This window comes from Streptomyces sp. NPDC048278 (assembly GCF_040652195.1).
Lineage (GTDB): Bacteria > Actinomycetota > Actinomycetes > Streptomycetales > Streptomycetaceae > Streptomyces.
Genome location: NZ_JBEZLP010000032.1, coordinates 75,149 through 90,150, shown reverse-complemented (window position 1 = coordinate 90,150; position 15,002 = coordinate 75,149). Strand labels below are relative to the sequence as shown.

Here is a 15,002-nt window from a genome sequence, read left to right as displayed (position 1 = left end):
TCGACGAGACGTCCCCCAGGGGGTCACGATCCTGGTCGGTCTCGCTGGACGTGCTGCTCTGGGCGTCCATGTCGATGATCAGCTGCCAGGTCCGGCCCGGCGGCCCGACGGCGTGCCGTGGTTCACGGCGGCGGCAGGCACCGGGGCGGTTGTTTGCCGTCCACACGCCGGGTGAGCAGCGTCTTTGCGCCGCAGGCGATATCGCGGTCGCCGTAATGGGGCATGGCTACGCCTGGTGATGGCACAGGATGCGAACCGCCTGCGTCGGTGGAACGCTCGAAGTCATGGACAAAACGCGACTGGTTCCCCTCCGAGGCAGTGAGCGCAGCGCCCACGCGAATGCGCGCTCGACCGGAGCGGTGAGCGATTCAGAACGCATCGAGGTCACGCTGGTCCTGCGCCGTCGCGCCGAGATCCCGGATGAGTTGGTCGAGGGACCCCAGACGATCACGCGTGCGGAACTGGCGGCCCGTTACGGCGCCGACCCGGCCGACATCGACATGGTGAAGCGGTCAGCGGAGCAGCACGGGCTGACTGTGACGCAAACGGATCCGGCCTCACGTCGGGTCAAGATCTCCGGAACGCTCGGCCAGCTCCGGTCCGTAGTGCAGGCCGACTCACTGACCATGGTCACAACCCCCGACCCGGCGGACGAAGCACGCATGGTAGAACACCGGCAGCGGACCGGCGACCTGCGCATCCTCCCTCAGTGGGACGGCGTGGTGATCGGTGTGACAGGCTTGGACAACCGACCTCAGGCCCGCCCCCACATACAGCGCATGAACGCCCATGCCGCCCAGACATCGTACTCGCCCGTTGACCTCGGCAAGATCTACCGCTTTCCCCAGGGCACGGACGGCAGCGGTCACACGATCGCCGTCGTCCAACTCGGCGGCGGGATCCCGCCAGGCGACCTGGACGAGTACTTCGCCAAGCTGGGCATCCTCACGCCGCGCGTGGATGTCGTCGAGGTGGGCAACGGCAGTAACAGCCCGGGCGACCCGGCCGACGGGGAGGTGATGCTCGACAGCCAGGTGATCGGCGCGCTTGCGCCCGGTGCACGCCAAGTCGTGTACTTCGCGGAGAACAGCGCGCAAGGCTTCACAGACGCCATCAGCACCGCGGTGTTCGCCGATCCCACCCCCACGGCAGTGAGCATCAGTTGGGGCCAGCGCGAGGACCTGTGGACCGCCCAAGGCCGCGCGATCCTCGACGCCGCGCTAGCCGACGCCGCTGCCATGGGCGTCACCGTCTGCGTGGCTTCCGGTGACAACGGCAGCAGCGACGGCGACCCGACGGGCAACCGGCACACCGACTTCCCCTCCTCCAGTCCCCGCGCCCTTGCCTGCGGCGGTACGCACCTGGACGCCGACCCGGCCACCAGCACCGTCAACTCCGAGACCGTGTGGAACAACGGCAACGGGTCCGCCTCCGGCGGCGGCGTCAGCCGCAAGTTCAACCAGCCCAGCTGGCAGGCGAACGTCGGCGTACCCAACGGCAACGGCCAGGACCCCCGACGCGGCGTGCCCGATGTGGCCGCCGCCGCCGACCCGAAGACCGGTTACAGAGTGCTCGTCCACGGCCTGGACGAGATTTTCGGCGGCACCAGCGCTGTGGCACCGCTCTGGGCCGCGTTGACCGTCCGTCTCGCCGAGGCACTCGGCCACCCGCTCGGCATGCTCCAGCCCATGCTGTACGAGGGTGCGGCACCGGGGGTGAGCCCGGCCGGCTTCCGTGACATCACGCTGGGCGACATCGGCGACTTCGCGGCCACGCCCGGCTGGGACGCCTGCACAGGACTCGGTGTCCCGGACGGTCAGGCGCTCCTCACCCGTCTCACCTCGATCTGACAGCCGCGCGCCCGGGCGTGCCGTCCATCAGGAAGCCTCTGGTGGACGGCACGGCGAACCCGCGTGTGACACTCCTCGGCGAGTCAGGCGAACGAAGCGCACCAGGACGCGATAGCCGATCCGACCGCGAGTGGAAGGACCGACGCTATGACTTCAAGGGGTGCCCGTTGCCTTGCCGTCGCCGTGCTGGTCGCCGCGCTGGCGATGACGGGCGGCTGCAAGGAGGACGGTTCGGGTGAAGGAACCACACAGGGGACCAGCCAGCAGGAGTCCAGCGGCCACGAGACTGGGACCGGCATAGAATCGCCGGAGGCGGCAGAGACGCTCGCCTCAGTCTTCCCGGGCAGTGACAACGAGGGTGGCGCCGGGCCGACGATCCACATGTCGCAGGCGAGAGTAAACGAGCCGACCACGGGCGACGTGGCGATCAACGTCCCGGGTGAACAGCAGCCCAAACCGGTGGAGAACCTCGTCTACCGTTCCAATGGCAACGGACAGGGTGAGGTCAAGGGCACCGATTGCCTTAGTCCGCAGCCGCCGAACCCGTGCACGGTGACCATCGAGCACACGCCGGCGCAGCCAGGGCCGTACTCCGGAGAACTGGTCGTCACGACTGCGGACGGCGCCACCACGACCTACCCGGTGGTCGGCTTCGCGGTTGGTGACACGACCTCGACCGCGCAACCCCCCACTCCTGAGACGTCCACGACGATGCCGCCCACGACGATGCCGCCGACGACGACGCCCCCTACTCCCTCCGAACCCACGACCACGCCGCCCCTCACCCCGGACAGCACACCGACGCCGTAGGCCCTCACATCACGCCGCGGATCTCCACCCACACGGTGCCGTCATCGGGCAGCGCGACGACGACGCGGTCTTTCCATCGGGACGTACTGGAGACCAGGTAGAAGCGGTTCGGCGCTTTCGCAAGGACGCGAAAGCCCTGGTACTCGTAGCGGTAGGGGCCGAATCCGGGGCCCCGGTCTCTGGGGGTGATGCCCGGCGCGTAGTGGGCCAGGGGCACCCGCGAGTGGACCACGACCCACGGGGTGTGCTGGTACCCCCCGTCGATTTTCGACCTCCCGTCGCCGCGGCCGACCGCCCCCACGTACTGCGACATGTCGTAGAACAGACTCAGCGTCAGCAGAGCCAGGAGGAGCGTGCCGCCGGCCAGCCACATCCGGTCGCCGGGCGGGTACCGCCGGTTCCGGGCGTCTGCGTGCGTCGCCAGGCGCACATGGACGGCGAAGACGGCCAGTGTCGCCCCAAGGGCCACCGTCAAGGCCGGGAGGAACTGTTGCGCCCATTGCGTCGGCAAGACTTCCCAGACAAAGAATACGAAACCCAGCAACACCACCCCCACCCCAAGGCCGAGCAGCCACTTGATCGCCGAACGGCGACGGGCAGCCCGCCTGGGTCCGTCCAACCACCGTGCCAGCCAGCCAAGCGCCAGAAACGAGATCAGGCCACCGATCAGGAACAGACACACGGGCAAGAAGATCACGGTCGTGCTGTTGGCGACAGTGCCCTGAATCGAGAACCCGAGATCCTCGGGGAAGACACCGAGGGTGGTGTAGTACGCCTTGTTGTAGACGCTGCCGAAGTAGTAAAGCAACGCGAAGACGATGGTCCCCGGGGCGGCAATGAACGCCGTCTTCCGCAGAAGGGACGTCGCTGGCGAGGGCACGGGCTCCGGGCTGGGTGGCGGCTCTGGCGGGGTGACCATGCCCTCAAGCCTCAGCGTCGCCGGCCTCCGCTGCACCCGGTGGCGTACCGCTCGGGCGTACGAGCCGGCCAGCCCCGCGAACGGCGCTCTTCCGCACTTACCTCGGCCACGGACTTGGCCTGGGAACCGCCGGGGCCGGCGGCCCGGGTGCGCCGCTTGACGCGCATGTTGATCTGATCGTCGGGAATCAGTGCCAAGCCGAGCCGCTGTCCCTCGGGGCCGTTGACCCGCTCACGCAGATTCCTACAGCGTTTCGCCAAAGTGGTGCGGCCGAAGACGTGCTGGGCTGGTGTGAGGTTGCGGTGATGTACTCGCCCCGGTCTGGGGCGTGATCTTCTTCGGGCCTCGCACAGATGGCCGGTGATCTTGTTGTGGCGAGCCACGGTGATCCCGCCGGCCGGGCTTGGCCGCAGAGATCCAGGTCAGGTTGCCCTTCTCGTCAGCCAGTGCGAGAAACAGCAGGCCATGGGCTTTGTGCTTGCCGGAGAAGTTCTTACAGCTCGGCCTCGTGCGGCCCCTCGGCCCTCGGCCGGGTCGGCCTCCTGCGACACCGGACGCGGGCGACCGTCGATCAGCTCGTACGGGCGCCGGTATCCGAAGGGGATCTTGCCGTGGGGGCGGCCGTCGCCGACTGCGGAGTTCACACCACGCAGCCTACGCACCGACAGGAGCCGGGCCTCTTCCTCCGCGTCGGTGATGCCACTGATCAAGGAGTGCCGGTCACCGTAGTTGCGGGGGCTGAAGGTGCGGTCCAGGCTGGTCACGTGGAACAGGTATCCGCCCGCCTCCGCCGCGTCGACCAGGGCCACGCCCCGGCTGGTCTCACGGGCGAGCCTGGACACCTCCCACAGCACGAGGACGTCGCCGGGGTTGCCGAAGGCGCCGGACGTCAGGTAGGCCAGCGGCTTCTCGAAGCCGCCGCGCGCCTTGGTCGCGAACGTGGAGGCCGAACCGATGTCCCTGTACGGCTCGCCCCACGTCCACGGACCGTGATCGGCTTCGGCAGCGATGTTGTCGCGGTGCTGGTCGGTGATGCTGCGCGCGGTCTAGCCCTTGCCCTTGGACACACGCACGTACTCGCGTGCTGCCCTTGTCACGGATCCCGTGGCCATGGCCCCTCCCCGTCCCTTACGGTCGCGTTATGTCACCTTCACAGTCACCCGTAGGTGTAATCATGACCGTGGACGACGACCCGGGGGTCTCCCGTGCCGTCGCCCGGGACCTGCGGCGGCGCTACGGCGCGTCGTACCGGATCGTGCGCGCGGAGTCCGGGGAGTCGGCGCTCGACGCGCTGCGGGAGCTGAAGCTGCGCGGCGACCTGGTGGCGGTGATCCTGGCCGACTACCGGATGCCGCAGATGAACGGCATCGAGTTCCTGGAGCAGGCCCTGGACGTGTACCCGGGTGCGCGCCGGGTGCTGCTGACCGCGTACGCGGACACCAACGCGGCGATCGACGCGATCAACGTCGTCGATCTGGACCACTATCTGCTCAAGCCCTGGGATCCCCCGGAGGAGAAGCTCTACCCGGTCCTGGACGACCTGCTGGACGCCTGGCGGGCCAGTGACTACCGGCCGGTGCCGGCCACGAAGGTGGTCGGCCACCGCTGGTCGGCGCGGTCCTCGGACGTGCGGGAGTTCCTGGCCCGCAACCAGGTGCCGTACCGCTGGTACTCGGTGGAGGAGCCCGAGGGGCAGCGGCTGCTGGCCGCGGCGGGGGCCGACGGGGCACGGCTGCCGCTGGTGATCACGCCGGACGGTACCCCCCTGGTGGAGCCGGAGGCGCCCGAGCTGGCCGCGCACGTGGGTCTGGCGACGACCCCGACGGCGGACTTCTACGACCTGGTGGTGATCGGCGGCGGCCCGGCCGGGCTCGGCTCGGCGGTGTACGGGGCGTCGGAGGGGCTGCGGACCGTGCTCGTGGAGCGGTCGGCGACCGGCGGGCAGGCCGGGCAGAGCTCGCGGATCGAGAACTACCTGGGCTTCCCCGACGGCGTGTCGGGGGCCCAGCTCACCGGCCGGGCCCGGCGGCAGGCCACCAAGTTCGGCGCGGAGATCCTGACCGCCCGCGAGGTCACGGGGCTGGAGATCAACGGGGCCGCCCGGGTGGTGCGGTTCGCGGACGGCTCGGCGGTCGCGGCGCACAGCGTGATCCTGGCGACCGGGGTGCAGTACCGGCAGCTGGAGGCCGAGGGCTGCATCGACCTCACCGGCTGCGGGGTGTTCTACGGCTCCGCGCTCACCGAGGCGACCTCCTGCCAGGGCCAGGACGTGTACATCGTCGGCGGCGCCAACTCGGCCGGCCAGGCGGCGATGTACCTGTCCCGGTTCGCGAAGTCGGTGACCCTGCTGGTCCGCGGCGCCGACCTGTCGGCGTCGATGTCGTACTACCTGATCCAGCAGATCAACGAGGCCCCGAACATCGCCGTGCGCAGTCACACCGTGGTGGACGCCGCGCACGGTGTCGAGCGCCTGGAGCAGATCACCCTGCGCCATGTGCAGAGCGGGGACCGGGAACAGGTCGACGCCCAGTGGATGTTCGTCTTCATCGGGGCGGCACCGCTCACCGACTGGCTCGGTGACACGGTGCTGCGGGACGAACGCGGGTTCATCCTGGCCGGGCCGGACCTGACCGTCGACGGACGGCCACCGGCCGGCTGGGAGCTGGACCGGCCGCCGTACCACCTGGAGACCAGCATTCCCGGCGTGTTCGTGGCGGGCGACGCACGCGCCGAGTCCGCCAAGCGTGTCGCGTCCGCCGTCGGAGAAGGAGCCATGGCAGTGATGCTCGTCCACCGGTACCTGGAGCAGTCATGAGCGGGCAGCTGATGCCGTGCAGCCCGAGGGAGGTCGGCGCGCTGTTCCTGTTCGAGAAGCTGGAGCCGGAGCAGCTCGGGCGGCTGTGCGCGGCGGGCCGGGTGGAGCTGTTCCAGCCGGGCCCGGTCTACACCGAGGGTGATCCGGCCACCTGCTTCTACGTGATGATCGAGGGCACCGTGGTGCTCTCCCGGCAGGTCGGCGGCGACGACGTCGAGGTGACCCGGACCTCGCAGGCCGGGGTGTACGCGGGCGCCATGCAGGCCTACCTCGGGGACCGGGTGCGGCAGGCGTACAACAACACGATGCGGGTGACCGAGCCGACCCGGTTCTTCGTGCTGCCGTCCGACACGTTCGCGGAGATCATGCAGGACTGGTTCCCGATGGCCGTGCACCTCCTCGAGGGCCTGTTCTTCGGTTCGAAGAACACCCAGGCGGCGATCGGGCAGCGCGAACGGCTGCTGGCGCTCGGCTCGTTGTCCGCCGGGCTCACCCACGAGCTCAACAACCCGGCCGCGGCGGCCGTGCGGGCCACGTCGACGCTGCGCGAGCGGGTGGCGAAGATGCGGCACAAGCTCGCCATCATCGCCGGCGGGCCGTACTCGCGCGAGCAGTTGGCGGGCCTGATCGAGATCCAGGAGCGCACGGCGGAACGGGTCGCCAAGGCGTCCTCGCTCAGCCCGCTGGAGACCGCCGACCGCGAGGACACGCTCACCGACTGGCTGGAGGACCGCGGCATCGACCACGGCTGGGAGCTCGCGCCGACCTTCGTGCAGGCCGGGCTGGACGTCGACTGGCTGGAGCAGGTCGCCGCCGCCGTCGACGAGGAGATCCTGCCGAACGCGGTCGGCTGGCTCAACTACACCATCGAGACCGAGCTGTTGATGAACGAGATCGAGGACTCGACCACCCGGATCTCGCACCTCGTCGACGCGGCCAAGCAGTACAGCCAGCTGGACCGGGCGCCGTACCGCGTGGTCGACGTGCACGAACTCCTCGACAGCACCCTGCTGATGCTGTCCGCGAAGATCGGGCAGGACATCCGGGTGGTCAAGGAGTACGACCGTACGGTCCCGCCGGTGCCCGCCTACCCCGCCGAACTCAACCAGGTGTGGACCAACCTCATCGACAACGCGGTCTGCGCGATGAAGGACGGGGCCGGCGAGGGCGACGGACAGGGCACACTGACCGTGCGGACGGCGCTCGACCACGAGCAGCTGCTGGTGGAGTTCCGGGACACCGGGAGCGGGATCCCGCCGGAGATCAAGGACCGGATCTTCGACCCGTTCTTCACGACCAAGCCCGTGGGGCAGGGCACGGGGCTCGGTCTGGACATCTCCTGGCGGATCGTCGTGAACAAGCATCACGGCACCATGCGGGTGGAGTCGGAGCCCGGCGACACCCGCTTCCAGGTGCTGCTCCCGCTGACCGCCGGGGCTCCCGAGGAATCCGAGACATCTGTGGAGGCAGTATGAGTGGCGACACCTCGATAGACCCGAACGTTGCGCCGAGCGGCGCCGGGTGTGTGGAGTGCGACGCGGCGGGGGGCTGGTGGTTCCATCTGCGGCGGTGTGCCCAGTGCGGGCACGTCGGGTGCTGCGACGACTCGCCCTCGAAGCACGCGACGGCGCACTTCCGTGACACCGGGCATCCGGTGATCCGTAGTTACGAACCGGGCGAGGGGTGGTTCTGGAACTTCGCGACGGAGGAATTGTTCGAGGCCGGGCCGGAGTTGGCGCCGCCGGTGAGTCATCCTGCGGAGCAGTCGGTGCCGGGGCCTGCGGAGCGGGTGCCGGAGAACTGGGCGCGAGTTCTGAGGGGCTGAGCGTAGTGCCTACGGGGGTGGGGGGTTCTGTGGCGACGGCGGTTGCGCGTGCGTCGTGGCTGGTCGCGCAGTTCCCCGCGCCCCTTGAGGGTTTCGCCTCGCGCTTCCTGCAAGGATGAGGGCGTGTCGCAGAGATCTTTTGGCAGCCCCCTGATCGGGCGGGACGACGAACTGGGCCGTCTGGAGGCGGTGCTGGAGCGGGCCCGGAGCGGTGGTGGGCAGGCCGTGCTGGTCTCCGGGGACGCGGGGGTCGGGAAGACGCGGTTGCTTGACGAGGTGGCGGTCCGGGCGGCCGGGGGCGGGGTTCATGTCGTCGTCGGGCACTGTGTCGATCTCGGGGACGTGGGGCTGCCGTACCTGCCGTTCACCGAGATTCTCGGGGTGCTGGCCGCCGACGGGCGGTACGCGGAGGTGCTCGCCGCGCATCCCGTCGTGCGGCGGCTGCTCGGGGCCGGGCCGGACTCCTCCCGCGACGCGGACGCGCGGCTGCGGCTCTTCGAGGGCGTCGCCGGGCTGTTCGCCGAGTTGGCGGCTGCGGTACCGCTGCTGCTGATCCTGGAGGATCTGCACTGGGCCGACCAGTCGTCCCGTGATCTGCTGCGGTTCCTGCTCGGCCGTGGGGTGCTGCCCCGGCGGCTCGCCGTGCTGGCCTCCTACCGTGCCGACGATCTCCATCGGCGGCATCCGCTGCGGCCGTTGCTCGCCGAGCTGGTGCGGCTGCCCGGGGTGGAGCGGCTGGAGGTACGGCCGCTCGCGGACGGGGAGGTGGCGCGGCTGGTGCGGGCGCTGGAGGAGCGACCGCTGTCCGAGGCGGCCGTGCGGGACATCGTGCAGCGGGCCGAGGGCAACGCCTTCTACACCGAGGAGCTGGTGGCCGCCGCCGACACGGACGGGATGCCGACCGGGCTCGCCGATCTGCTGCTGATCCGGGTCGAGCAGGTGTCGGAGACGGCCCAGCAGGTGCTGCGGACGGCCGCGGTGGCGGGGCGCCGGGTCGGGCACGACCTGCTGCGGGACGCGGCCGGGCTTCCGGAGGACGAGCTGGAGGCCGCCCTGCGGGAGGCGGTGGGGCGGCAGTTGCTCGTCGCCGGGGACGGCGAGACGTACGCCTTCCGGCACGCCCTCGCGCGCGAAGCCGTCTACGGCGACCTTCTGCCCGGGCAGCGGGCGCGGCTGCACGGCACGTACGCCGGGCTGCTCGCCGCGCGCGGGGGCGGGGCGGCGACGGCCGCCGAGCGGGCGCACCACTACCGGGAGAGCCACGATCTGCCCGAGGCGCTGGCCGCGTCCGTGGAGGCCGCGGGTCACGCCCGGCGGATGGGCGCCCCGGCGGAGGAGCTGCGGCATCTGGAGGCGGCCCTGGACCTGTGGCCGGCCGTGCCGTGCGAGGCGCGGCCCTCCGGCGAGGGTCTGGACCCGGTGAGTCTGACGCTGCGGGCGTCGGCCGCCGCCGCGCACTCCGGGGACGTGCACCGGGCGGTGTCCCTGACCCGGGCCGCGCTGGCCGGGACCGCCCAGGACGCGGATCCCGAACTCGCCGCCAGGGTGCGCTACACCCTCGCCGGGAACCTCATGACCGTCGACAACCTCGCCGCCGCGTTCGCCTACAGCAGCGAGGCACTGGCGATGATCCCCGCCGAACCGCCCTCCCGGACCTGGGTGTGGGCGGCGGCCACCCATGTCATGGCGGCCCGGCAGGTCGGGGACGACGAGACGGCGTTGCGGGTCGCGCGGCAGGCCCTGGAGGTCGCCGAACGGATCGGTGCCACCGCGGCCCGGGCGGACCTGTTGATCTCGCTGGCCCGGCTGGAGGGCGGCGGGCGCCGCTCCCCGGAGGCACGGGAGCGGCTCCGGGAGGCGTGGGAGCTGGCCAGGTCGGCCGGGGACACACCGGTGGAGATGCGGGCGCTGTTCAGCCTGGCCATCGGCTGCTTCGAGTCGGGTGACCTGCGGGAGTGCCTGCCGTGGATCACCGAGGGGCTCGACCGGGCCCGGCGGTCGGGGCTGCTGTCGTCGCCGCACGCGCTGGAGATGCGGTACCTGCGGCTGCTGGTGCTCTTCACGCTGGGGCGGTGGGACGAGTGCGTGCGGGTGGCCCGTGCGGATCCGGCGCCGGGTTTCGCCGAGGGACCCGTCCTGTACATAGCGCTGGCCCGGGGCGAGCCGGATGCCGTGGCGAGGGCGGAGGCGCTGCTCGGGGAACCGTTCGACTGGATGGGCACGTTCGTCGGGGGGATCGTGCTGACGGACGCGGCGGCGCTGCGGGGTGATCCCGAGGAGGCCGTGGCCCGGGCGCGGGACGTGGTGGCGGTGCTCTCCGACGAGTTGGGGCGGGCGCCGCACGTGACGGTCCGGCTCGCCGCGCTCGCGTTGGCGGCTCTGCCGGACCGGGCGGCGGCCGAAGGGCGCGGCGACGGGAGCGCGGACCGCTGGGCCGGTGCCGCCGGTGAACTGGTCGAACTGGCCCGGGCGGCGGCCGTGTCGCAGGGTCCGGAGGGGCAGGCCTGGCTGGCGCGTGCCGAGGCGGAGTGGGTCCGGGCCGTGTCCGGGCCGGGCGTGGCGGCCTGGGAGAAGACGGTGGCCGCGTTCACGTTCGGCGATGTGTACGAGGCGGCCCGGGTGCGGCTACGGTACGCCGAGGCCCTGGCCGCCGACGGGCGGCGGGCCGAGGCCGCGGAGCACGCGCGGGCGGTCCGGGAGACCGCGGTGGAGCTGGGGGCCGTGCCGTTGCGGGAGCGCGCGGACGCGGTGCTGGGCCGGTCGGCGCCGGCGGAGCACGCGGTCTCGCCGCTGACCGCACGCGAGCGGGACGTGCTGCGGCTGCTGGCGCTGGGCCGCAGCAACCGGCAGATCGGCGAGGAGCTGTTCATCACCGGCAAGACGGCGAGCGTGCATGTGTCCAACATCCTCGCCAAGCTGGGCGCGGCGAGCCGTACGGAGGCGGTGGCGATCGCCTACCGGGAACGCCTCATCACCCCCGAGCCGACGGCCCGGGGGTGATCGGACGGAGGTGATCGGACGGAGGTGATCGGACGAGGGTGATCGGACGGGGTGGTCCGGTTGTCTCAGCGGTCGCAGTCGAGGCTTGCCAGGTCGACGGAGTCGGCCATGGCCTGCATTCCCTTGTCGTTGGGGTGGATGTGGTCGCCGCCGTCGAGGAACGGCAGCATCCGCGCCTGGTCGTAGGGGCTGCGCAGGATCCGGTCGAAGTCGGCGATCCCGTCGAACTCACCGCTGGTGCGGATGTACTGGTTGACCTGCTGCCGCACCGCTTCGCCGGCCTGGTCCCACTCCGGCCAGCCCTCGAACGGCCCGACGGTCGAGACGACCACGCACTTTCCGGCCGCGTGCGCCCGCCGGGCGATCTCCCGGTAGCCGGCGATCAGGTCGGCCGCGGTGACCCCGGTGTGGGCCTTGATGTCGTTGACCCCCTCGAAGAGGAAGACGGTTCGCAGGCCCGGCTGGCTGAGGACGTCGCGGTCCAGCCGTTCGAGGGCCGCCTGCCCGGCGCCGTCGGCGAGGACCTGATTGCCGGAGATCCCCTCGTCGGCCACTCCCTTGACCTCGGTGTCGGCCTTCCGGAGCCGCCGGGCGAGGTAGTCGGGCCAGCGCCGGTTCTGGTCGCTGGTGGACGCCCAGCCGTCGGTGATGGAGTCGCCGAGCGCCACCACGGCCCCGGTGTCCGGGTCCTTCGGCCGTACCGAGACCGAGTCCAGGTACCACCAGGAGCCGGTGGTGTCGGTCCAGTTGGCGGCGCTCTCCTCGGCGGTGTGGTCGCCCTGGGTGAGGTAGGAGGTCTGCATGGCCATCCCGTGGCCGGTGGCGGGGCCGGCCGCGTCCGGGCTGTGCAGGCTGACGACCAGGTTGCTGCCGGCGGGCAGGGTGCCGGGCAGCGGGTCGCTCCACGCGGTCGCGCCGGCCGGCACGGTGACCGTGCGGGCGCCGTCGAAGGTCAGCCGCCTGTTGCTGCCCGGCCTGAGGGCGGCGCCCGCGCTCTGCAGGCCGGCGTAGACGCTGTCCAGGGTCAGCGGGCGGTCGCCGAAGGCGTTGGACAGGCGTATCCGCAGGTCGCTGCCGGCCGCGCTGGTGTGCACGACCAGCCGGTAGCCGCGGTCGGCGGTGCCCTGCCCCAGCTGGTCGGCGCTGGCCCCCCAGGTGACGACGTCGTGCCGGGCGGAGGCGGCGGACCCGGCGGCGGGCTGCGCGGACCGGGCGGAGGGCCGCGCGGACGGCCGGCCGGAGAGCTGGGCGGAGGTCGGGCCGGACGACTGGGCGGAGGGCTGTGCCCCGGGTGTCGCCGTGGCGGCCCCGGTCTGGCAGGCGACCGTGGTCAGTAAGACGGCGGCGAGGCCGAGCAGGCGCGCGGACCGGCCGGTCACCGGGCCAGGTCCTTCAGCGTGATCGACGCGCCGGGCTTCAGCGTGATCGTCCGGCTCCTGCCGCCGTAGGCGACCGTCGTCGTACGGCCGCCGACGCTGCGGATCCGGGCCTCGGTCGGCTTGCCGTCCCGCCAGCTCAGGTCGACGACGAAGCCGCCGCGGGCGCCCGCCCCGGTGATCTTGCCGGAGGCGGCCCAGGCGTCGGGCAGGGCGGGCAGGAGCTCCAGGTGGCCGGGGCGGGAGTACAGCAGCATCTCCGCGATCGCGGCCGGAGTGCCGAAGTTGGCGTCGATCTGGAAGATGCCGCGGCCTCCGCCCATGTCCATGATGTCGAAGAGGTTCGACGCGCTGCCGTTGCTGCCGTTCACCGACGGCTTCAGGTTGTTGACGACGAGCTGGTAGGCCTTCTCCGCGTTCTTCAACCGGGCCCAGCACAGGCTGCGCCAGGCGTTGGACCAACCGTAGCTGTCCATGCCGCGGGCGGTCAGCAGAGCCGTCGCACCGGCGAGGACGTCCTTCGGCGTGGAGTCGTCCGGGCGGATCCGGTCGCCGGGGAAGAGGTTGATGAGCGGCGAGAGGTGGCGGTGGGTGGTCTCGCCGAGGTTGTCCGGGGACATCCACTCCTCCAGCCAGCCGGTCTTGGGGCTCACCACCGGCAGGTAGAGACGGTCGCGGAGCCCGCCGACGGTGCCCGCGTAACCAGCATCCCTCTTCAGCTCGGCCGCCGCAGTACGGAAGTTCCCGAACAGGGTCCAGACCAATTCCTGGGCGTAGGTGATGCCCTTGGCGTCCAGCGGCCCCTGCTCGGGCGACCAGTCGCTGTCGGCGATCAGCACCTCCCTGCCGTCGTCGAGGGTGGTGGTGAGCAGCCGCGCCTCCCAGAACTCGACGGCGCCCTTGAGGAGTGGGTAGATCTTCTCCAGATGGGCGCGGGACCGGGTGAACTCGTAGTGCTCCCACAGGCTCTGGCAGAGCCAGGCGTTGCCGGCCGGGTGCCACCACCAGCCGCCTCCGCCGTAGGGGTTGGTGGAGATGGCGACGGTCCAGCCCGCCACCTTGCCGCGGGAGTTGCGGTAGCGGTTGCGGGAGTCCTGGAAGAGCCGCCGGGTGGTGTCCTGCCAGGACGGGAGCTGGTCGACGCAGTAGTCGGTGAAGGCGCCGAAGCACTGGGACAGGCCCAGCCGGTCGGACAGCCAGTAGTTCATCTGGACGTTGATGTCGGTGTGGTAGTCGCCCATCCAGTCCGGGTCGTTGCCGTCCAGCCAGAGGCCCTGCAGGCCCATCGGGAGGCTGTCACGCGATCCCGCGACCATCAGGTACCGGCCGAACTGGGCGTAGGCGGCCTCCAGTTCGGGGTCGGGGTCGCCGGTGGCGGCGCGGGCCTGGACGCGCGCCCAGGTGTCCAGCTCCCGCTGGTCGGCCGTCGAGGTGCCGAGGCTGAGGTCGAACTGCCCGAACAGCGCCCGGTGGTCGGCGGCATGGGTGCGCAACAGCGAGTCGGCCGAGTGCCGGGCGGCTGCCTCGACCTTGGTGCGGGCCAGCGCCACCGGGTTCACGGCGGGGGCACGGTAGCCGGCGGCGGCGTCCGGTGCGTAGTCGGTGCCGCCGCTCAGTACGACGGTCAGCTCCCGGCAGTCGGCGAAGCTGATGTGGGACCCGCTCACTCGTACGCTGCCGCCGTTGGCGTACGCCTTGACGGCGGCCCCGTACTTCAGGCCGTTGGCGAAGGACCCGGCGAACGACTCGGCGGTGCCGCCGGTCTCCCCGTGGGTGCCCTCCAGGGTGATGGTGCCGGTGTGGCGCCCGCCGCCGTCCTGACCGAAGTGCACCACGATCACGTCGTCGGGGCGGCTGGCGAAGACCTGCCGACGGTACGTCACCCCGGAGCGGACGTAGGAGGCTGTCACCACGCCGTTGTCGAGGTCGAGGGTGCGGCGGTAGTCGGAGACGGAGCCCAGGTCGTGGTCGGGTATCTCGACGGTGAGCCGGGCGAGAAGGGTGAGCGAGCCGAAGTCCGCCCGGCCGTAGGGGAACTGGCCGTCGGAGTCGAGGGTGTCGTTGAGCCCGCCGGTCCACAGGGTGGCGTCGGTGACCAGGAGCAGCTCACGGCCGGAGTCGTTGCCGGCGAGGGCGCCGAGCCGGCCGTTGCCGACGGGCAGGCCCTGCGTGATCATCGACCCGTCGTCGGCGGGCGCCTGCCACCAGAGCTGGTGGCGGGTGGTCGTGAGCGGTTCGGTGGAGCGCTGCGGTGCGGCGGAAGCAGTGAAGGAAGGAAGCGAGGCGAGGGCTCCGGTGGCGGCGGCGAGCGCCAGAAAGCCGCGTCTGCTGGGGTGGTTGTCCATGGGGTTCCAATCCGACGTCCGTGAGGGGGCGCCCCTTCAGGGGCGCGGGGAACTGCGCGGCC

10 protein-coding genes are annotated in these 15,002 nt (G+C 71.4%); 6 read left to right on the top strand and 4 right to left on the bottom strand.

Translation table 11 applies throughout. The features are described 5' to 3' along the window. Positions 1-248: 248 nt before the first annotated feature. A complete protein-coding gene (locus AB0D74_RS38810; RefSeq protein ID WP_362597662.1) occupies positions 249-1,850 on the top strand; it encodes a S53 family peptidase in 1,602 nt (533 codons plus the stop codon). A 183-nt stretch (positions 1,851-2,033) separates the two neighbouring features. Beyond that, positions 2,034-2,660, top strand: coding sequence for a hypothetical protein (locus AB0D74_RS38805; RefSeq protein ID WP_362597659.1), 627 nt, complete (start codon positions 2,034-2,036; stop codon positions 2,658-2,660). 4 nt (positions 2,661-2,664) lie between these two features. Here AB0D74_RS38805 and AB0D74_RS38800 read toward each other — a convergent pair whose 3' ends face one another. Then, positions 2,665-3,579 carry a hypothetical protein gene (locus AB0D74_RS38800; protein WP_362597656.1) on the bottom strand — a complete coding sequence of 305 codons (915 nt, stop codon included), beginning with the start codon at positions 3,577-3,579 and terminating at the stop codon, positions 2,665-2,667. Positions 3,580-4,001: 422 nt separating this feature from the next. Then, positions 4,002-4,613, bottom strand: coding sequence for a recombinase family protein (locus AB0D74_RS38795; RefSeq protein ID WP_362597772.1), 612 nt, complete (start codon positions 4,611-4,613; stop codon positions 4,002-4,004). A gap of 107 nt (positions 4,614-4,720) precedes the next feature. On the opposite strand from AB0D74_RS38795, the gene AB0D74_RS38790 reads away from it, so the two are divergent. From AB0D74_RS38790 to AB0D74_RS38775, 4 genes are all read left to right on the top strand, one after another. Continuing rightward, positions 4,721-6,394, top strand: a complete 1,674-nt coding sequence (locus AB0D74_RS38790) for an FAD-dependent oxidoreductase (RefSeq protein WP_362597653.1) — start codon at positions 4,721-4,723, stop codon at positions 6,392-6,394. Next, a complete protein-coding gene (locus AB0D74_RS38785) occupies positions 6,391-7,869 on the top strand; it encodes an ATP-binding protein (protein WP_362597650.1) in 1,479 nt (492 codons plus the stop codon). The genes AB0D74_RS38790 and AB0D74_RS38785 overlap by 4 nt, the downstream gene beginning before the upstream one ends. Continuing rightward, positions 7,866-8,219, top strand: a complete 354-nt coding sequence (locus tag AB0D74_RS38780) for a UBP-type zinc finger domain-containing protein (protein WP_362597648.1) — start codon at positions 7,866-7,868, stop codon at positions 8,217-8,219. Before AB0D74_RS38785 ends, AB0D74_RS38780 begins: the two co-directional genes overlap by 4 nt. A gap of 123 nt (positions 8,220-8,342) precedes the next feature. Then, positions 8,343-11,219 (top strand): AAA family ATPase, encoded by a 2,877-nt coding sequence (locus tag AB0D74_RS38775; RefSeq protein WP_362597645.1) that lies wholly within the window; start codon positions 8,343-8,345, stop codon positions 11,217-11,219. Between the two features lie 65 nt (positions 11,220-11,284). Here the strand turns inward: AB0D74_RS38775 and AB0D74_RS38770 are convergent, their stop codons facing one another. Beyond that, complete coding sequence (locus tag AB0D74_RS38770; protein ID WP_362597642.1) at positions 11,285-12,598, bottom strand: GDSL-type esterase/lipase family protein; 1,314 nt, start codon at positions 12,596-12,598, stop codon at positions 11,285-11,287. After that, positions 12,595-14,940, bottom strand: coding sequence for a glycoside hydrolase N-terminal domain-containing protein (locus tag AB0D74_RS38765; protein WP_362597639.1), 2,346 nt, complete (start codon positions 14,938-14,940; stop codon positions 12,595-12,597). Before AB0D74_RS38765 ends, AB0D74_RS38770 begins: the two co-directional genes overlap by 4 nt. Positions 14,941-15,002 lie beyond the last annotated feature (62 nt).